Annotated in this window: 23 protein-coding genes and 1 tRNA gene; 17 read left to right on the plus strand and 7 right to left on the minus strand. The window is 59.4% G+C overall.

Going from position 1 to position 16,994, the window contains the following annotated elements; translation table 11 throughout:
* Positions 1 to 4: 4 nt before the first annotated feature.
* Positions 5 to 1,147, plus strand: coding sequence for an alpha-D-ribose 1-methylphosphonate 5-triphosphate diphosphatase (locus SPO_RS02400; RefSeq protein ID WP_011046237.1), 1,143 nt, complete (start codon positions 5 to 7; stop codon positions 1,145 to 1,147).
* A 4-nt stretch (positions 1,148 to 1,151) separates the two neighbouring features.
* On the opposite strand, the gene SPO_RS02405 is transcribed toward SPO_RS02400, so the two are convergent.
* On the minus strand, positions 1,152 to 1,565 hold the full coding sequence (locus SPO_RS02405; RefSeq protein WP_051420306.1) for an excalibur calcium-binding domain-containing protein: 414 nt from the start codon (positions 1,563 to 1,565) through the stop codon (positions 1,152 to 1,154).
* A 175-nt stretch (positions 1,566 to 1,740) separates the two neighbouring features.
* On the opposite strand from SPO_RS02405, the gene SPO_RS02410 reads away from it, so the two are divergent.
* Together SPO_RS02410 and SPO_RS02415 are read left to right on the plus strand one after the other, a co-directional pair.
* Positions 1,741 to 1,992, plus strand: a complete 252-nt coding sequence (locus SPO_RS02410) for a hypothetical protein (RefSeq protein ID WP_011046239.1) — start codon at positions 1,741 to 1,743, stop codon at positions 1,990 to 1,992.
* 150 nt (positions 1,993 to 2,142) lie between these two features.
* Positions 2,143 to 3,210, plus strand: coding sequence for an IS1595-like element ISSpo8 family transposase (locus tag SPO_RS02415; protein ID WP_011046240.1), 1,068 nt, complete (start codon positions 2,143 to 2,145; stop codon positions 3,208 to 3,210).
* Between the two features lie 712 nt (positions 3,211 to 3,922).
* Here the strand turns inward: SPO_RS02415 and SPO_RS02420 are convergent.
* The 4 genes from SPO_RS02420 to SPO_RS02435 all read right to left on the minus strand — a co-directional run bounded on the left by SPO_RS02420 (position 3,923) and on the right by SPO_RS02435 (position 5,663).
* Positions 3,923 to 3,999 (minus strand) — tRNA-Arg (locus SPO_RS02420).
* Between the two features lie 35 nt (positions 4,000 to 4,034).
* Positions 4,035 to 4,511, minus strand: a complete 477-nt coding sequence (locus SPO_RS02425; RefSeq protein WP_011046241.1) for a GNAT family N-acetyltransferase — start codon at positions 4,509 to 4,511, stop codon at positions 4,035 to 4,037.
* 7 nt (positions 4,512 to 4,518) lie between these two features.
* The gene (locus tag SPO_RS02430; RefSeq protein ID WP_011046242.1) at positions 4,519 to 4,830 is read right to left on the minus strand and encodes an ETC complex I subunit; all 312 of its coding nucleotides are present in this window, start codon (positions 4,828 to 4,830) and stop codon (positions 4,519 to 4,521) included.
* A gap of 185 nt (positions 4,831 to 5,015) precedes the next feature.
* The gene (locus SPO_RS02435; RefSeq protein WP_011046243.1) at positions 5,016 to 5,663 is read right to left on the minus strand and encodes a phage tail protein; all 648 of its coding nucleotides are present in this window, start codon (positions 5,661 to 5,663) and stop codon (positions 5,016 to 5,018) included.
* A gap of 440 nt (positions 5,664 to 6,103) precedes the next feature.
* Between SPO_RS02435 and rplB the strand changes: the two genes are divergently transcribed.
* Genes rplB through rplP form a run of 5 tightly spaced genes read left to right on the plus strand, consistent with a single transcriptional unit; the run spans position 6,104 to position 8,745 of the window.
* Positions 6,104 to 6,946 (plus strand): 50S ribosomal protein L2, encoded by an 843-nt coding sequence (gene rplB / locus SPO_RS02440; RefSeq protein WP_011046244.1) that lies wholly within the window; start codon positions 6,104 to 6,106, stop codon positions 6,944 to 6,946.
* A gap of 3 nt (positions 6,947 to 6,949) precedes the next feature.
* Positions 6,950 to 7,228 carry a 30S ribosomal protein S19 gene (gene rpsS / locus SPO_RS02445; RefSeq protein WP_011046245.1) on the plus strand — a complete coding sequence of 93 codons (279 nt, stop codon included), beginning with the start codon at positions 6,950 to 6,952 and terminating at the stop codon, positions 7,226 to 7,228.
* A 3-nt stretch (positions 7,229 to 7,231) separates the two neighbouring features.
* The gene (gene rplV, locus SPO_RS02450; RefSeq protein WP_011046246.1) at positions 7,232 to 7,612 is read left to right on the plus strand and encodes a 50S ribosomal protein L22; all 381 of its coding nucleotides are present in this window, start codon (positions 7,232 to 7,234) and stop codon (positions 7,610 to 7,612) included.
* Positions 7,612 to 8,319, plus strand: coding sequence for a 30S ribosomal protein S3 (gene rpsC / locus SPO_RS02455; protein WP_011046247.1), 708 nt, complete (start codon positions 7,612 to 7,614; stop codon positions 8,317 to 8,319). The genes rplV and rpsC overlap by 1 nt, the downstream gene beginning before the upstream one ends.
* 12 nt (positions 8,320 to 8,331) lie before the next feature.
* Entirely contained in the window at positions 8,332 to 8,745 is a 414-nt protein-coding gene (rplP, locus tag SPO_RS02460) for a 50S ribosomal protein L16 (RefSeq protein ID WP_011046248.1), read from the plus strand.
* A gap of 596 nt (positions 8,746 to 9,341) precedes the next feature.
* Here rplP and SPO_RS22745 read toward each other — a convergent pair.
* Entirely contained in the window at positions 9,342 to 9,971 is a 630-nt protein-coding gene (locus SPO_RS22745; RefSeq protein WP_144083949.1) for a hypothetical protein, read from the minus strand.
* Positions 9,972 to 10,025: 54 nt separating this feature from the next.
* Complete coding sequence (locus SPO_RS02465) at positions 10,026 to 11,375, minus strand: IS1380-like element ISSpo2 family transposase (protein ID WP_011046249.1); 1,350 nt, start codon at positions 11,373 to 11,375, stop codon at positions 10,026 to 10,028.
* Between the two features lie 463 nt (positions 11,376 to 11,838).
* Here SPO_RS02465 and SPO_RS02470 point away from each other — a divergent pair, with 463 nt between their 5' ends.
* The 9 genes from SPO_RS02470 to rplE all read left to right on the plus strand — a co-directional run bounded on the left by SPO_RS02470 (position 11,839) and on the right by rplE (position 16,992).
* Complete coding sequence (locus tag SPO_RS02470; RefSeq protein WP_158454154.1) at positions 11,839 to 12,969, plus strand: hypothetical protein; 1,131 nt, start codon at positions 11,839 to 11,841, stop codon at positions 12,967 to 12,969.
* Positions 12,970 to 13,034: 65 nt separating this feature from the next.
* Entirely contained in the window at positions 13,035 to 13,655 is a 621-nt protein-coding gene (locus SPO_RS02475) for a 2OG-Fe(II) oxygenase family protein (protein ID WP_030003170.1), read from the plus strand.
* Between the two features lie 47 nt (positions 13,656 to 13,702).
* Positions 13,703 to 14,068, plus strand: coding sequence for a hypothetical protein (locus tag SPO_RS02480; RefSeq protein WP_030003171.1), 366 nt, complete (start codon positions 13,703 to 13,705; stop codon positions 14,066 to 14,068).
* A 260-nt stretch (positions 14,069 to 14,328) separates the two neighbouring features.
* Positions 14,329 to 15,027 (plus strand): Crp/Fnr family transcriptional regulator, encoded by a 699-nt coding sequence (locus SPO_RS02485; protein ID WP_044027846.1) that lies wholly within the window; start codon positions 14,329 to 14,331, stop codon positions 15,025 to 15,027.
* 183 nt (positions 15,028 to 15,210) lie between these two features.
* A complete protein-coding gene (gene rpmC, locus SPO_RS02490) occupies positions 15,211 to 15,411 on the plus strand; it encodes a 50S ribosomal protein L29 (protein WP_011046253.1) in 201 nt (66 codons plus the stop codon).
* 12 nt (positions 15,412 to 15,423) lie between these two features.
* Complete coding sequence (gene rpsQ, locus SPO_RS02495; protein WP_011046254.1) at positions 15,424 to 15,654, plus strand: 30S ribosomal protein S17; 231 nt, start codon at positions 15,424 to 15,426, stop codon at positions 15,652 to 15,654.
* A 102-nt stretch (positions 15,655 to 15,756) separates the two neighbouring features.
* Positions 15,757 to 16,125, plus strand: a complete 369-nt coding sequence (gene rplN, locus SPO_RS02500) for a 50S ribosomal protein L14 (RefSeq protein WP_005621870.1) — start codon at positions 15,757 to 15,759, stop codon at positions 16,123 to 16,125.
* A gap of 2 nt (positions 16,126 to 16,127) precedes the next feature.
* Positions 16,128 to 16,439, plus strand: a complete 312-nt coding sequence (rplX, locus tag SPO_RS02505) for a 50S ribosomal protein L24 (RefSeq protein ID WP_011046255.1) — start codon at positions 16,128 to 16,130, stop codon at positions 16,437 to 16,439.
* Positions 16,432 to 16,992 carry a 50S ribosomal protein L5 gene (rplE, locus tag SPO_RS02510; RefSeq protein WP_011046256.1) on the plus strand — a complete coding sequence of 187 codons (561 nt, stop codon included), beginning with the start codon at positions 16,432 to 16,434 and terminating at the stop codon, positions 16,990 to 16,992. Before rplX ends, rplE begins: the two co-directional genes overlap by 8 nt.
* Positions 16,993 to 16,994 lie beyond the last annotated feature (2 nt).

Raw genomic sequence — 16,994 nt, forward strand, 5'->3', positions numbered from 1 at the left:
TCAGATGACAGATGAAGTGATCCTTGCCAATGCCACGCTGGTCCTGCGCGGCGAGACCGTGACCGGCAGCCTGCATATCAAGGGCGAGACCATCGCCGGGATCGACCAGGGCGCGCATGTGCCCGCCGGTGCCGTAGATTGCGAAGGCGATTTCGTCTCGCCCGGGTTGGTGGAGCTGCATACCGACAATCTGGAGCGCCATATCCAGCCGCGCCCCAAGGTGGACTGGCCCCATGCCGCCGCCATCCTGGCCCATGATGCGGAACTGGCGGGCACCGGTATCACCACCGTGTTCGACGCGATGCGGGTCGGCTCGATCCCCTCGGGCGCCGGGCGCTATTTGCAATATGCCCGCAACCTGTCGCGCGAGCTGTGGCAGCTGCGCGAGGCCTCTGCGCTGAAGATCAGTCATTTCCTGCATCTGCGGGCCGAGGTCTGTTCGGAAACCCTGGTCGAGGAGCTGGACGAGTTCGCGCCCGAGGATCGGGTCGGGCTGGTTTCGCTGATGGATCATACGCCGGGGCAGCGCCAGTTTCGCGACATGACCAAGCTTGAGGCCTATATGAAGGGCAAGCATGCGATGAGCGATGACACGTTCCTGCAACATGTCAGCCAGCTCAAGGGCTTGCGCGATCGGTATGGCGACCGCCACGAGATCGAGACGGTCAAGGCCGCCAGGCGGCTGGGATCGGTGCTGGCCAGCCATGACGACACCACCGCCGAACAGGTCGCGGTCTCGGCGGGCCATGGCATCCGGCTGGCCGAGTTCCCCACCACCATCGAAGCCGCCGAGGCCTGTCATGCCCATGGCATCAAGGTGATCATGGGGGCGCCGAACCTGATCCGGGGCGGATCGCATTCCGGCAATGTGGCGGCGGCGGATCTGGCCGAGCGTGGCCTGCTGGATATCCTCAGTTCGGATTACGTGCCGTCGGCGCTGCTGTTGTCGGCGGTACGGCTGGGCGCGCTCTGGGGCGACATGGCGCGCGGGATGGCGACAGTGACGCGGACACCTGCGCAGGCGGTGGGGCTTGATGACCGGGGCGAGATCGCGCCGGGGCTGCGCGCCGATCTGATCCGGTTCCGCATGAGCCAGGATGTCCCGGCACTGCAATCCGTCTGGTCGCGCGGGCGCCGGGTGGCCTGAGCGTTCAGGGCCGCACGAACTTCGCCTGCCCGGGTGCGCGCTGGGTGGGCGTTCTCGCCTCCATGCCGGCATCGGCCAGCGTGGTGCCGCAGGCGACACCATCCAGATCGGCATCGTTGCGCTGATGATACCCGGGCTCGCCGCGCCGGGCCTGCGGAAGGCCCGCCAAAGCGGCGGTCTCGCACCCCGCCAGCGCCGCCAGATGGCGCAGCGCCAGCTCGGGCGGATAGGGGCTGGTGCGCATATAGACACCTATGGCGGTCGACCCCGCGATCACCGGCAGACTGGCCAGCAGCAGCAGGACACGCAGGGGCGACAGCGCCTTTGCGCGGGTGCGATCGGCCCGGCGCAGACGCCGGGTCTGTTTCCTTGGCGCCTCGGGATAGAGCGCCTCTCGTATCGCTTGCAGCTCGGTCATGGGGCAAAGCTGCCCCGCGAATATGGCGGCGCCATGGCGGGCAGTTGGCAGGACAGGGGATTTTGGATAACTAACTGATAATGTGGCGTTAAATATTTGTTTCTCCGGATCTTGTGCCCGGTTCGGGGTTCCCCATTTACCATGTGGTCGCAACCCATGCTCAAAGGAGCACCCAATGCGCAGCCTTCTGTTTGCTGCAACCCTGTTCGCAGCCGCCACCCCCGTACTGGCAGACGAGGTGACCGGTATTATCCTGGCCTATGACCGGGTCGACGGTCGGATCGTTCTCGAGGACAAGACGGTCTGGTCGCTGGAATTTGTCGAGGAGATTCCCGAAGGTCTGGCCGTCGGCGACGAGGTCCGGATCGTCTTCGAGGCCGCAGGCGAGGACGGTATCACCAAGATCAACGCCATTCATCAGGAATGAAAACTTTCCCAACTATCCACGAAACAAAGCGTATCCGATTCCATGGTGTTGAAAACCATATAGAAAACACACTTGCTCCCCTAATTCGCGCGATTTGAGGCGTGTCTCTTTGAAATTCGCGGTTTCGGCCAAGATTGCCGATCCACGGAGTTGGAGACAAGTATGATCACAGAATTGAAGTCGGTGCGAGATATCTGGAAGAAGATGCCCAGCGAGCGCCACGCACGCATTTTCCTTGAAGAGATGATCTGGCCGTCTGGTCGCCATTGCCCACATTGTGGCAGCCTTAGCTCAACCCCAATCCGAGGGCGCACTGCTCGCCCTGGCCTCTACCAATGCGCCGAACGCGAGTGCTGCCTCCAATTCACGGTGACCACAAAGACCCCGATGCATGCCACGAAACTGGACCTTCGGATCTGGATTGCAGCAATCTTTCTGATGCTGACGTCCAGCAAGGGAATCTCGTCTGTGGTGATGGCGCGGATCCTGGGTGTGAATCAGAAAACGGCCTGGAAACTGGGGCATGCGATCCGGGAACTGATGGATGAACGTGAGGCTGTTTCCGCAAGGTTGGCCGGCGTTGTCGAAGTTGATGAGGCATATGTTGGTGGCGCGCCGAAGTTCAAGAAAGGCGTGAAGAACAAGCGGGGTCGAGGCACAGGCAAGCCCATGGTTCTGGTCGCGGCGGATCGCACCGGGCAGGCAAAGGCGACTCTGATCCCGAATGCGAAGGGCGCGACGCTCGGACCGATCATGAAAGAATGGATTGATCCCTCATCGGCCCTCATGACTGACAGCAACACCGCTTATCGGAAGATCGGTCGGAGCTTTGCATCACACCACACTGTTAACCATGGCAAACGACAGCATTCGCGGCCTTCCAAAGGAGCGCATATCAACACCGTGGAGGCTGTGAACTCCCAAGTGCAGCGGGCGTTGATTGGTGTCTATCACCGCTTGGGGCGGCAACATCTTCAAAGATATCTGGACGAGATCCTGTGGCAATGGAACCATCGTCAGCAGGAGGTGAAGATCAGGAACCGAAAAACATCATCTGGCACCAAGACAATTGCTACGAGGGTCTGGAAACCCATCCCTGTCGTTGATCAGATGCGCGGTCTTCTTTGCTGCGCCGTAGGGCGACAGTTGCGGCGAACACCTCAATGGGGTTTATGTTGGCCAATACACCTTTTTGAGCACAAAGGAACCTTTGCTTGATTCCCTTTCCGTTGGCTCTTTCGCTGGTTCCAATTTTCATTGGGTGTGCCCTGCTCCTTTTGACACGAAAATCAACCTATCAGAGACTTCACGAACATGCTCGGCGGATCAACCCGATTTATCGCTGGCCCTTTCCGAAGTCAGAACAGAAGCAACTACGTTTCGTAGATTTCAACAGGCTATTCTTGAGAGGAGTAGGTTATGCTGCCCTCTCCGTAGGAGCACTCTTTTTTTGCGGGTATTTGGTCACTGTTGTCGATCCTTTCCGGGGAGACCGGTTTGACGCTCAGGCATGGGCTGAAGCCGGAAGTTGTAGAGGACTGAGTGACTGGGAATGCGTAGAGAAAGAGAGCACTTGTCCACGCGGAAGTATGGTGCGTGATCTAACCAACAACCACTTGCTGCCACAAACGACCCGCCGCGAAGAAGTAATAGAGCTCCTTGGCCGGTCGACATCCAACGTGCAGATCAATGGTTTGGAGTGCCCAGCATACAGCCTTGGCATGTGCAGTGGTATCAGGATTGACTACGACTCGCTCTATGTGTGCTTTAATGAAGATGGCACCGTCGCATCTGCGGGACATGTGCAGCATTGAGCATCAGAGTTTCAGAAGGCTCTCTACTGCTTTGCTTTTTTTCGTGGATAATTGGGAAAACTTCTGCCCGAAGCGGCACCGCCCGCTTCGGGCAGGGATGGTATATCAAGGGAAGCTGGCGATCCCACGAGGACTCGAACCCCGAACCTGCTGATTAGAAGTCAGCTGCTCTATCCAGTTGAGCTATGGGACCGCTTGGCGCCTGTTATGCCACGCAAGCGTGGAGGGTCAAGCGGCGGCGCGCAGATCGAGGGTCATGAAGGTGGACCAGGGGTCCTCGGCATAGCCTTCAAAGGGCGCGCATTCGGTGAAACCATAGGTTTCATAGAGTCGCCGGGCCGGCAGAAAGTCGTCGGTCGAACCGGTTTCCAGATAGATGCCGCCCGCGCCCTGGCTGCGGGCGCGATCTAGCAGGAACTCCAGCATCGCGCGCCCCGCGCCACTGCCGCGCGCCTCGGACACGGTGTGCATGGATTTCAGCTCCAACGCGCCGTCCGACAGGGTCTTGAGCGCACCCATGCCGATTGCCACACCTGCCTGACGCAACAGGAAGAAGGCGACATCGGGGCTGTCGAGGCCGCTGCCATCCAGTACATGACAGCTCTCTTCGGGGGATTGCGACGCCATCAGCGCCACATGGCGGGCGATCAGGGCCGCGGCTTCGGGCGCGGACGGGTTGGCCCGTTCGATCACGAATCCGGACAAGGGGCCCTCAGTGGGTCCAGGGACCGCGCCGGTCGGTGGCGAAATTCTCGCCATAGCCGCGCGCGCGCAGGTTGGGCTTGCGCTTGTGCGGTTCGGTGACCACGGCGTCGATCCCGTGCGCCCTGGCGTAATCCAGCGCCTCTTCCTTGCTGTCAAAGCGCAGCCGGACCTGGCTCTGGGTGTCGCTGGACGAGGTCCAGCCCATCAGCGGATCGACCTCGCGTGCCGATCCGGGGGCGTATTCCAGAACCCATTTGCGGGTCTTGGCCATGCCCGAGGTCATCGCATTCCGTGCGGGCTGGTAGATCCGTGCGCGCATCCTATCCTCCGTCGTCTTCGGCTGCCCCCTATATGCGCGGATCGACGGCATCGGGCAAGGCCGATTTCCGGCCTCGCTAAGAGCCTGGGTGGGATCGGGCAAGGCCCATGGCGGCGGCAGAGTCGAACGGGAGCAGCCCAGGGCGGGAGCGTTCGTCCTGCCCTGGTCAATCTCAAGACGCCGGATCAGTTCCGCGACGGGTAGACGCCGAACAATGCGATGCAGTATTTCAGGCCCAGCGACGGTTGGTGGTTTTCCTGCGGAAGGCCCTGACCGGTGCTCAGAATCGTAGTGGTGACACCGGTTGTCGCGGATCCGTTTGCCAGGGCTTCGTCGGGTTGCGTCGTGGTATAGGTCGGGGTGGACGTCGTGCCCAGGAACGCGTTGCCGGGATCCTGTATGTTGGCATCGTCACTGCTCACATGGATCGAGGTCGATGCATTGCTGGTGGCCAGGTGGGTGTGCGGCGCCATCGTCGCGATGGTCTGGGTGGTGGTGGGCTGGCCAAGTCTTTCACCCTGTGTGATGGGCTGCAAGCCGGGGCCGGTGCCGACACCGATGGCGACGCGCCCGCGCAGATCGGGCAGCGCGAATGTGGTGCGTCCGTCACCACCATACATGGTGCCCAGCAACGAGAACAGCGTAGTATTGGACGAAATGGCCAGCAGCGCCCCGTTCGCCTCGGCCCAGCCGCGCGGACAGAAATTGAAACCCGCAAGCATCAACTCGCCGACAAACGGATCGGTTCCGGCGCGGGCTTGCGACGCGGGCGCGATCAGGCTCAATGAAAGGGCCGCGGCGGTCGCGAATGTGGTAAATGCGTTCTTCGACATCTCAATCCTCCAGAAATTTTGGCGCGCTCATTGGGCGCGCGACACTACTTTGGGGGATAATTTGCCAAAATGATGCAACCTAGATCACATAGAGTGCAGTTATTTCGTAAAAATGCTCCCTTTCATGTCTCAAGTTGATATTAAGTGCAGGCATAAGCGAGGCTTCCCAACGGCGGGCGATCTGATGACGCCGTTTGGCCGGGTCAGGTCGCCAGCAGGCGAGTCGTGGTTTGGGCCGATGGTGCGCAGCATTGTCCGCTTCGGCTATGGACAACCCCGGGTGTCCTTGCTAAACGCCACCAATCTTGCGCCCTGGGATTCGTCCCGGGGCTCGTGATTTTTGCAGCCGGGGACCTTCGGGGCCCTATACCATGGGCACCTACGGGGGCCTCAATACATAGGCGGGGGAACCCGCCGTTGCTAAACGGAAGACAGAAAGCATGGCACTCAAGTCGTATAAGCCGACGACGCCGGGCCAGCGCGGGCTGGTGCTGATCGACCGTTCGGAGCTTTGGAAAGGACGTCCGGTCAAGTCTCTCACTGAGGGTCTGACCAAATCGGGCGGCCGGAACAACACCGGACGGATCACCTCGCGTCGCCGCGGTGGTGGGGCAAAACGCCTCTACCGGATCGTTGACTTCAAACGGAACAAATTCGATGTGGCGGCCACCGTCGAGCGGATCGAGTACGACCCGAACCGGACCGCATTCATCGCACTGATCAAATACGAAGACGGTGAGCAGGCCTATATCCTGGCCCCGCAGCGTCTGGCGGTCGGTGACAAGGTCGTGGCATCCGCCAAGGCCGACATCAAGCCGGGCAACGCGATGCCTTTCTCGGGCATGCCGATCGGTACCATCGTGCACAACATCGAGATGAAGCCCGGCAAGGGCGGTCAGATCGCACGTGCCGCCGGCACCTACGCCCAGTTCGTGGGCCGTGATGGCGGCTATGCTCAGATCCGTCTGAGCTCGGGCGAACTGCGCATGGTGCGTCAGGAATGCATGGCCACCGTCGGTGCCGTGTCCAACCCCGACAACAGCAACCAGAACTACGGCAAGGCCGGCCGCATGCGGCACAAGGGCATCCGCCCGTCGGTTCGCGGTGTCGCAATGAACCCGATCGACCACCCCCATGGTGGTGGTGAGGGTCGCACCTCGGGTGGCCGTACGCCGGTGACCCCGTGGGGCAAGGACACCAAGGGTACCCGTACCCGCAACAAGAACAAAGCGTCGCAAAAGCTGATCATTCGCTCGCGTCACGCCAAGAAGAAAGGGCGTTAAGCAATGTCTCGCTCTGTTTGGAAAGGTCCTTTCGTCGATGCTTATGTCCTTAAAAAGGCAGCAGCAGTGCGCGAATCGGGCCGTAACGAAGTCATCAAGATCTGGTCGCGCCGGTCCACCATCCTGCCCCAGTTCGTGGGTCTGACCTTTGGCGTGTACAACGGTCAGAAACACATCCCCGTCAACGTCACCGAAGACATGATCGGTCAGAAGTTCGGTGAATACTCGCCGACCCGGACCTATTACGGTCACGCGGCTGACAAAAAAGCGAAGCGGAAGTAAGTCATGGGCAAGGAAAAGAACCCCCGCCGCGTGGCCGAAAACGAAGCAATGGCAAAACTGCGCATGCTTCGCACCAGCCCGCAGAAACTGAACCTGGTTGCAGCGATGATCCGCGGCAAGAAAGTTGGACAGGCCCTGACCGACCTGACTTTCTCGAACAAGCGGATCGCGCAGGACGTGAAGAAATGCCTTCAGTCCGCCATCGCCAACGCCGAAAACAACCACAACCTGGACGTGGACGAGCTGATCGTTGCGGAAGCATGGGTTGGCAAGAACCTGGTCATGAAACGCGGCCGTCCGCGGGCTCGTGGCCGGTTCGGCAAGATCATGAAGCCGTTCTCGGAGCTCACCATCACGGTGCGTCAAGTTGAGGAGCAAGCCTAATGGGACATAAAGTCAATCCGATCGGCATGCGTCTTCAGGTCAATCGCACCTGGGACAGCCGCTGGTACGCAGATACCAAGGACTATGGCAATCTGCTGCTTGAAGACCTCGCAATCCGCGAATTCATCAAGGAAGAGTGCAAGCAGGCTGGCGTTGCCCGTGTGATCATCGAGCGTCCGCACAAGAAGTGCCGCGTGACGATCCACACCGCGCGTCCGGGCGTGATCATCGGCAAAAAAGGCGCCGATATCGAGACCCTGCGCAAGAAGCTGGCGAACATGACCGACAGCGAACTGCACCTGAACATCGTCGAAGTGCGCAAGCCCGAGATGGATGCTCAGCTGGTCGCCGAGTCGATCGCACAGCAGCTGGAACGCCGCGTGTCCTTCCGCCGTGCGATGAAGCGCGCGGTGCAAAACTCGATGCGGATGGGTGCCCTGGGCATCCGTGTGAACGTCGCCGGCCGTCTGGGCGGTGCCGAGATCGCACGGACCGAGTGGTATCGCGAGGGCCGTGTGCCCCTGCACACCCTGCGTGCCGACATCGATTATGCTCTGGCCGAGGCCTCGACCCCTTACGGGATCATCGGGATCAAGGTCTGGATCTTCAAAGGCGAGATCCTCGAGCATGATCCGCAGGCGCGTGACCGCAAGGCACAGGAACTCCAGGACGGTCCGGCCCCGCGTGGCGCCGGTGGCCGCCGCTAAGGAGGATTAGAGATGCTGCAACCAAAGCGCACTAAATTCCGCAAGATGTTCAAGGGCCGTATCCACGGTCTGGCAAAAGGCGGAAGCGACCTGAACTTCGGAACCTATGGCCTCAAGGCGCTGGAGCCCGAGCGGGTTACCGCCCGCCAGATCGAAGCCGCCCGTCGTGCCATGACGCGTCACATGAAACGTCAGGGCCGCGTCTGGATCCGGATCTTCCCGGATACGCCGGTCACCTCGAAGCCGACCGAAGTCCGTATGGGTAAAGGTAAGGGTTCGGTGGATTACTGGGCCTGCAAGGTCAAGCCCGGCCGTGTGATGTTCGAGATCGATGGCGTCAATGACGAAATCGCCCGCGAGGCCCTGCGCCTGGCCGCGATGAAGCTGCCGATCAAGACCCGCGTCGTGGTCCGCGAAGACTGGTAATCCCGGTCCTTCGACAAGACATTGAAACCCCCGCCGGGACACCGGTGGGGGTTTTTGATTTTAGTGGGGATCAATCGACCAAGAGGATTGTGCAAGGTTTGGTGCAGGTGGAGAGGTCAAGTCTCCAAATCCTGCGAGTGAGTCACAAGGGGCGACGATACGCCCTTTGGTCGGGTTCAGCGCCGATGCGCTGACGGCATTCATCCGCGCAGGGTTGATCTATGGGGTGTGGGGAGAGATGACATCTCCCCGACGAGGGATCAAACACCGATATGTTTGCATGGTCGTGACTGGCTCAATGCCAATCTCGGCCATCAGCTTTGGGGGATACAACGGGGGAGCGCGGCAGCCCCCTTGTCAAGATCGTGTGGTACTACCACACACATCTTGCAGCATATCTTAGTGCTGTACGATGGCCGCAGGGATCACAGCGCATGGTGTCATCTGACACACATCTAGCAGCACGACTGAGTGCTGTGTGATGGTCGCAGGGATTGCATTACAAGGTACCATCTGGCAAGCGACCCAGCTTAAGCACACTTTCTCCATTCACTTTGGTGAAAGATTGACCCCATCCTAATGTAATATCTGCCATATTACCTCACATATTGAAATATTTCATTATAGTCCGTAGATAGCTGCACTCCAAGTATCTGATGTTCGTCATCGACTTTGAGTACTGAAAAGACAAGAAACACCATTTGGTTGTCGCGGCCTAAAAATACTGAAACCAAGGTTTCAAAGTTGTCAGAATATCGTTTTCTAACCATATCCATGCATTTTACGGGCACCCCTATATATTGAATGAGTTGCACTTTTGTATCGTGCTCTACATTATCAGGTATTGCCTCAGCAGGATCAGAGGCGGCGAAAAAGGCATCATAGTCTCCTGTGAGAAAATTGGTCTTAAGTTCTCGGAGGACTTCTACTTTTTCATTGGCAGTACAGTCAGCAAACGCAGGCAAAGTGCTGGAAGCCAATATTGCCGCAGCTAGTATACTTTTGCATTTCAATGTAATGCTTCCTTTCAACCATGATTTTGACGGCACATGCGCCTCAACCGGCATCCCCCAAGTAGAACGCCAACCGTCACATGTTGCAGCCACATTGCGCACGGTTCCAGCTTCATATGCTGGCTGTGCCGTAGTTCTGGCATCTGAAACGGGAACTGAGCATGATTTATAGCCTCGGCGGGGGGTTTTTGCGGTTTCGGGACGAATCGGCACCCCATTGGGCAGACCAGTCGAGCCGGGTTCGTTCGGATTTTGTCGCCGACGTCATCATGATGGAACCGGTGGCGCACGCAGCCGTTGGATGGCCGTCAGGATGAGACGGAACCGGTCGCCACTGGCCGCAACCTCTGCCAGTTGGAACTTGATGGCGCGGGCATGGCGGACGACTCGTGCCCCGATTTTGATCAGCCGGGTTTGCAGGCTGGTCAGCGACCACTCGGCCACCTCCTCTGGCAGATCAGCGCCTTGCAGGAAGACTCCCAGATTGTAGGCCAATGCGTGAAGCTGAAGCCGGACCTCGTTCTGCGCCAAGCCCTTGCAGGACAGCCGCGTCCAGTTGATCGCCTGCTTGCCTTCCTTGATGCGCTGCTCGGCTGTGCCACGCTGATTATGGAAATGGACGATCCAGTCAGGGACCATCGGCAGATTGGTGACGACGAAACCGATGCGCGGGAACAACTCGCCGGGATGCCTCTCGACCTTGGCGACAACGCGCCGTGGCTTGTCCCATGATGCCGACTGATACTCAAAGTCACCGTAGATGCGCCGCACATGGTTCGGCGGTCGGCCCACCGGGCGTTTGAGCAGATGCGCGATCCTGCCTTGAAGAATGCGATTGGCACGCATCCGGATGGCGTAGAAGCAGTTCTCTGCTTCCAGCGCCTCATAGAGGCCCGGGATGGCGAAGGCGGCATCGGCCCAGAAGAACCGCATCAGGTGACGATCCGCGTATCGTGCGATGACCGGTTTCAGAACCTCTTCCCATCCGTCGGCGCTGTGCACATTGCCCGGGCGCAGAGCGCAGCATTCAAGATGGCCGAACTGGTTGAACACGAACAGGGGGTGATAGCAAATGCAGCCGAAATGGCCGTTCCAGGCCGTGCCCTCCTGCGCACCGTGGGTCGGGCAGACCGAGCTGTCGATGTCCAGCGTGATCCATTTGGGTGGGGCAGACGCATGAACCCGGTCGATCCACTGCCCAGACAACTCAGCCAGCGCAGCGCGTTTTTCGGCTGTTGCCCGTACTTTGGTCTCGAACCGTCCCATCTGGCTCGCGGACGCCGCATTGGTATCGACGGCTCGTCCGCCAACGACCTGCTGCATCACCGGATCGAGCGCCAGTCGGTCGGCGTCATTCACGTCTTCGTATCCGGCCAATCGCCCGAAGACCGATTGTCGCAAAAGCCCGACTATAGAATGCAAACGGTTGTGGCCGGTTCGCGTGTCGCGCAAAACACCGCGCGCAATGTCGTGCAGGCCGAGTACCTCATCCAGTTCCCGAAACAACAGCAGCCCACCGTCCGAACTGATCTTCGAGCCATGAAATTCCAGTCGCACCCGACGGTCAAAACCAAGCCGAACAGCACCCGTTTCGCCTGCATCCTCAAGGTGATCCACGATCTGCCGCCATCAACCCTATTAACGTGCTGAAATATAACACATTACCAAACGCCACAGGCGCGAAAACGTCAGGTTGCTTGGGGAATGCGGGTTTAGACCTGCATGGTCCACTCATTGTATGAAATTTTGGATTCCATTCCGTTTCCAGACTGTAGGCAATTCGATATGACGATGTTCAAGCGATACGATTGAACCGTCATTGCGGAACTGATCGGGGGTACGCTCTCTTTGGCCTAATTGATAAGGTGAACAATGAAGCGGCTGTGGTCGACTTGGAGTTCACTGGGTAGGGTTGCCTCCTAGCGGTCAGGCACAATGAACTGCCGAAGGACAGAACTGTCTGTGATAATCATGATGTTGGCGGGGGCGTGAACGGTATCGTCTTGGGCTTTGTCGTGGTCTTGGGTGAACTGGACTGACCCTCGAGTGTTTCGCCTTTGGGGCGGCATTGCCCCAAAACGTGCGTGACCTCGAAGTGAAACTCAGCATCGCGATATTTTTTTCGTTGAGTGAAGTGATAGCGTTTACAACCATAAGATATGTAATTTATTATATATTCGTCGCTTTTGTTGAATCTGGGGGGTATGGCATGGAACTTCTTTTTCTGCTCGGCTTCGGCCTGCTGGGGGCAGGGCTGGCAATGACCGGCGACGATGACGAGGAATCCGCCCCCGCCGAAGGATTCACTTTCGATGACGATCAGGCCGTCGGTACCGAGAATGACGACATCCTGACGGTAGGCGACTTTCCCGAAGGTGTAACCACTATCCCCGAAATTCTCGGCCAGGGCGGCGACGACCTGATCGATCTGAATGTTCCGCCGGACCTGTATGACGATTTTGGCGACGACGTCATCAATGCCAACGGCGTCTCCGGCCGTGTCGATGGCGGCGCGGGAGATGATACGATAACAGGCTTCTTTTCAGGCGGGACCATCGCTGGCGGCGCGGGTGACGATTCCATCGACGTTGCCTCCCTCTCTTCGGACAGCTTGATTGTCGACGGCGGCGAGGGGGATGATTTCATCGACGCCACGGACGCCGCCGGTGGTCAAGCTCTGGGTGGGGCCGGCAATGACACGATTGTCGCCCAGGGCGTCGGAGAAGCCGAAGGCGGATCAGCACTCTTTCCGGATGGTGGCGAAGGCGATGACCTCATCCGGTTCACGGCATATTCAGACTTCTTCCCCGGATATTTCGTCGCGGACCAGGTCGTCAGGGGCGGCGAGGGTGCGGACACGTTCGAGATCCTGGTGAACGAAGGACAACACGATTCCTCGCTGGACGATGATGTGTACAGCGATACCAGCTTGTGGTCCGTGCCAAACGTCGAGATCGCGGATTTCGAGCCGGGCGTCGACAAGTTGGTTATCGAGGCGAGCCGGCATGACGACGCCTATGAACTGGCCGATGTGCGGATGGAAGAGGTGGACGACGGTAACGGGGGCCTCAGCACAAATGTCATTCTGGCCTATGAACATGACACGCTAAACACGCGCGAGATTGTCGTTTCGCTCAATGCAACTGGCGTGAGCTGCAGTGATATCGAGGTCGAGTATCTCGGCGAAACCTACCCGGTGCCGACGACATAGGGATGTGTGCCGCTCATGCGGCCCGACCTCTCGCACTTGTCATGCGTCTGGGATATGAGACCGCCATGTCCCAGATCGAATCTCTCTTTGTCACCCGTCTCTATCGTGCCCGCCTGTCCGAGCACGGTCCCGCCATCGACCCGGAGGAAATGGAGGCCTCCTGCTATTCCATCGCCGAGGATGACGAGGCCGGGCAGGAATGGTGCGAGGAAAACGGCTATCCCGGCTATACCTCCTATGCCTCGCTCACCGATCTGCCCTGGCGGTTCCCGATCTTTGCCGATCTGGTGACATCGCTTGATGCCCATGTCGCTGCCTTCGCGGCCGATCTGGAGTTCGATCTGGACGGGCGCAAACTGGTGCTGGAGGACCTCTGGATCAACATCCTGCCGCAGGGCGGCATGCATTCCAGCCACCTGCACCCGCATTCGGTGATCTCGGGCACGACCTATGTCGCCATGCCCGAGGGCGCCAGCGCGCTTAAGCTGGAAGACCCCCGCTCGGGCCGGATGATGGCGGCGCCGACGCGCACAAAGACGGCCCGGCGTGAATTGCAGCCCTTCATCTATATGAAGCCCGATGTGGGCGATGTGCTGCTGTGGGAAAGCTGGCTGCGCCACGAGGTGCCGATGAACATGTCCGAAGAGGAACGCATCTCGGTCAGCTTCAACTATCGCTGGGATTGATCTACACTGAGCCAACGTACCGTATTGGAAGAGTTGGAGAACTTTCGTTGTATGATCACACAGCCATTCTGCTTAGCGAAGCGGAGCAGGTGGTTTTCACCACACACGCCAGGATTGCGCCGACCCTGACAGAACTCGTGATTATCGTCGTCTTTGCGCCCATAGCACTGGTGATCTGGCTTTTTATCCATCGTAGCTTTCGCTCGACCGTATACATGATCACCACGAAGCGTGTTCTGGTGATCGAAAAGCAAGGCATTGTTGATCAGATACCCATTCAAGACATCCAGCGCGTCACCGGGCGTCGGCGTTCGATGATGATATACGGTTCTGACACTCGGCTGTGGTTGGCCCGGCTACAGGATGGCTGGCAATTCGAGACAATCCTGGAGCGGGTTCGGAAATTGATCTAGGCGCGGTCTGTCGGCCATAGAACAGCTGTAGGGCCTTCCCCGTTTTCTCCATCAGGTCCCATGCCGGGGTCGATAGCTGACCCCTCACTCTGCGGGCACGGGGCTAGGTCCCGGCTGTGGTGGATGTACCCAGGCGCGTGACCGCAGCGCGGATACGCTCTCTATCGCCGGGCTGCGCGTCGCCCTTGCCCGAAACATGCCGGAGGGCTATCGCTGGAGGTGGCAGGCCCGTGTGCCCGCCAGGTCCGGAGCACGCTGGCATGGAACTGGATTTCATCATCGAAGGCTGGGCGGGGCATTTGTCCTATTTGCTGCTCGTGCTGTCGATGTTGATGCGCCACATGCTGTGGCTGCGGCTGTTCGTGATCGCTTCGGCGATGGCGGGCATTGCGTTCGATCATTTCTGGTTACAAAACCCGGTCGGCGTGTTCTGGCAGAGCCTTCTGGTGCTGGTGAATGTCGCCGAACTGGCGCTGCTCTGGCGCAACGACCGGCGCGCGCGGTTCACGGTTGAGGAGGATCGGTTTCGCGAGACCCTGCTCAGCGGCCTGTCCCCGGGGCGTTGCCGGCGTTTGCTGGATCTGGGCCGGTGGGAGACGCTGTCGACCGGTACGGTGCTGACACGCGAGGGGCAGCGGCCCGAGTTCCTGACCTATATGGCCTCCGGCGCGGTTCGGATCGAACGGCAGGGCCGGCTGCTGCGACTGGTGGGCGAGGGCCATTTCATCGGCGAGATGTCCATGATGGGGGATGGACTTGCGGTGGCGACGGCGGTGATGCAGGACAGCGGGCGGGTCTGGCGGATCGAGCGGGTCAAGCTCGACCGGCTGCGCGAGAGCAGCCCGGCCGCCATGGCCGCGATCGAGACCGGCGTTGCCCGCGACATGCGGGCCAAGCTGGCCTATCAGAACACCGGTCCGGACACCGCCGCTCAGCCGGCAGACGGACCTGCCGACTGAGGGTTGGCCGGCGGTCTGCCTGGCGGGCGAAGTTTCCCTTGCCCTCCCATGGCAACTCTCCTATAGAGCGGCATCTTGCGTTCCCCCGCGCCAGCGGGGGATTCGCTTGTTTGTCATTCATCCACCAGGTCAAGGGTGACCCGGCCACGGGGCCCTCTGGTGTTTTGAGCAAAGGAAAAGGCGATGAACGCCCAGGAACTGCGTAACAAGACCCCGGATCAGCTCCGGGAAGATCTGGTCACCCTCAAGAAAGAAGCGTTCAATCTGCGCTTCCAGCAGGCAACCGGCCAACTCGAAAACAACGCCCGTATCCGCACTGTGCGCCGCGACGTCGCGCGCGTCATGACTGTGCTGAACGAAAAAGCCGCTGAAGCTGCGAACTGAGGAGCCTGAGAGATGCCCAAACGTATTCTGCAAGGCACCGTGACCAGCGACGCCAACGCACAGACCGTGACCGTCCTGGTGGAGCGTCGCTTCACCCATCCGGTTCTGAAGAAGACCATCCGTAAGTCCAAGAAATACCGGGCTCACGATGAAAAGAACGCTTTCAAGGTCGGCGACACTGTCCGCATCATCGAATGCGCGCCGAAATCGAAAACGAAACGCTGGGAAGTTCTGGAAGCCTAAGAGTCTGACTAGTCAGACTCCTGGCGACTAGGCCCTCTTGGCACAGTCGAAACCCTGGGGATACCGCCTCGCATCGGCGCCCCAAAGGTCGGGAGAAACCACATGATCCAGATGCAAACCAATCTGGATGTCGCTGACAACTCCGGCGCTCGCCGAGTTCAGTGCATCAAGGTTCTGGGTGGTTCCAAGCGTAAATACGCCTCCGTCGGCGACATCATTGTCGTCTCGGTGAAGGAAGCCATCCCGCGCGGCCGCGTGAAGAAAGGTGACGTCCGCAAGGCCGTCGTCGTGCGCACCGCCAAAGAAGTCCGTCGCGAAGACGGCACCGCGATCCGCTTCGATCGCAACGCCGCCGTCATCCTGAACAACAACAACGAGCCGGTCGGTACCCGTATCTTTGGCCCGGTTGTTCGTGAACTGCGCGCGAAGAACTTCATGAAGATCATCTCGCTGGCTCCGGAGGTGCTGTAACCATGGCTGCCAAACTCCGCAAAGGCGACAAGGTCGTCGTGCTGGCCGGCAAGGACAAGGGCAAAGAGGGGACTATCACCTCGGTTGACCCGAAAGCCGGCAAGGCTGTTGTCGACGGCGTGAACATCGCCATCCGTCACACCCGCCAGACCCAAACCTCGCAAGGCGGCCGCCTGCCCAAGGCGCTGCCGATCGACCTCAGCAACCTGGCGCTGCTGGACAAGAACGGCAAGGCAACCCGCGTCGGCTTCCGCATGGAAGGTGACAAGAAGGTCCGCTTTGCCAAGACCACGGGGGACGTGATCGATGCTTGATGCTGCAAACTATACCCCGCGTCTGAAAGCCCAGTACGCAGAAACCATCCGGGCCGCTCTGAAAGAAGAGTTCGGCTACAAGAACGACATGATGATCCCCAAGCTGGAGAAGATCGTTCTGAACATCGGCTGCGGCGCCGAGGCGGTGAAAGACAGCAAGAAGGCCAAATCGGCTCAGGAAGACCTGAGCAAGATTGCCGGCCAGAAAGCCATCACCACCACGGCCAAGAAGTCGATCGCCGGTTTCCGCGTTCGCGAAGACATGCCGATGGGTGCCAAGGTGACCCTGCGCGGCGAGCGTATGTATGAATTCCTCGATCGCCTGATCACCATCGCGATGCCCCGCATCCGCGACTTCCGTGGTGTGAAGCCCTCGTTCGATGGCCGTGGCAACTTTGCCATGGGTATCAAGGAACATATCGTGTTCCCGGAAATCGACTTCGACAAGGTCGATGAGGTCTGGGGCATGGACATCGTCATCGCCACCACAGCGAAAACCGACGCCGAAGCCAAGAGCCTGTTGAAGCATTTCAACATGCCCTTCAACGCCTAAGC

This window comes from Ruegeria pomeroyi DSS-3 (assembly GCF_000011965.2).
Classification (GTDB): domain Bacteria; phylum Pseudomonadota; class Alphaproteobacteria; order Rhodobacterales; family Rhodobacteraceae; genus Ruegeria_B; species Ruegeria_B pomeroyi.

Excerpts from the sequence above, each read along its gene's own strand:
- SPO_RS02400 (WP_011046237.1), top strand. The coding sequence starts at position 5 with ATGACAGATGAAGTGATCCTTGCCAATGCCACGCTGGTCCTGCGCGGC.
- SPO_RS02405 (WP_051420306.1), bottom strand. The coding sequence starts at position 1,565 with ATGACCGAGCTGCAAGCGATACGAGAGGCGCTCTATCCCGAGGCGCCA.
- rpsQ (WP_011046254.1), top strand. The coding sequence starts at position 15,424 with ATGCCCAAACGTATTCTGCAAGGCACCGTGACCAGCGACGCCAACGCA.
- SPO_RS02475 (WP_030003170.1), top strand. The coding sequence starts at position 13,035 with ATGTCCCAGATCGAATCTCTCTTTGTCACCCGTCTCTATCGTGCCCGC.
- SPO_RS02410 (WP_011046239.1), top strand. The coding sequence starts at position 1,741 with ATGCGCAGCCTTCTGTTTGCTGCAACCCTGTTCGCAGCCGCCACCCCC.
- rplP (WP_011046248.1), top strand. The coding sequence starts at position 8,332 with ATGCTGCAACCAAAGCGCACTAAATTCCGCAAGATGTTCAAGGGCCGT.
- SPO_RS02430 (WP_011046242.1), bottom strand. The coding sequence starts at position 4,830 with ATGCGCGCACGGATCTACCAGCCCGCACGGAATGCGATGACCTCGGGC.
- SPO_RS02435 (WP_011046243.1), bottom strand. The coding sequence starts at position 5,663 with ATGTCGAAGAACGCATTTACCACATTCGCGACCGCCGCGGCCCTTTCA.
- rplB (WP_011046244.1), top strand. The coding sequence starts at position 6,104 with ATGGCACTCAAGTCGTATAAGCCGACGACGCCGGGCCAGCGCGGGCTG.
- rplV (WP_011046246.1), top strand. The coding sequence starts at position 7,232 with ATGGGCAAGGAAAAGAACCCCCGCCGCGTGGCCGAAAACGAAGCAATG.
- rplN (WP_005621870.1), top strand. The coding sequence starts at position 15,757 with ATGATCCAGATGCAAACCAATCTGGATGTCGCTGACAACTCCGGCGCT.
- rpsS (WP_011046245.1), top strand. The coding sequence starts at position 6,950 with ATGTCTCGCTCTGTTTGGAAAGGTCCTTTCGTCGATGCTTATGTCCTT.
- SPO_RS02485 (WP_044027846.1), top strand. The coding sequence starts at position 14,329 with ATGGAACTGGATTTCATCATCGAAGGCTGGGCGGGGCATTTGTCCTAT.
- rplE (WP_011046256.1), top strand. The coding sequence starts at position 16,432 with ATGCTTGATGCTGCAAACTATACCCCGCGTCTGAAAGCCCAGTACGCA.
- rpsC (WP_011046247.1), top strand. The coding sequence starts at position 7,612 with ATGGGACATAAAGTCAATCCGATCGGCATGCGTCTTCAGGTCAATCGC.
- rpmC (WP_011046253.1), top strand. The coding sequence starts at position 15,211 with ATGAACGCCCAGGAACTGCGTAACAAGACCCCGGATCAGCTCCGGGAA.
- rplX (WP_011046255.1), top strand. The coding sequence starts at position 16,128 with ATGGCTGCCAAACTCCGCAAAGGCGACAAGGTCGTCGTGCTGGCCGGC.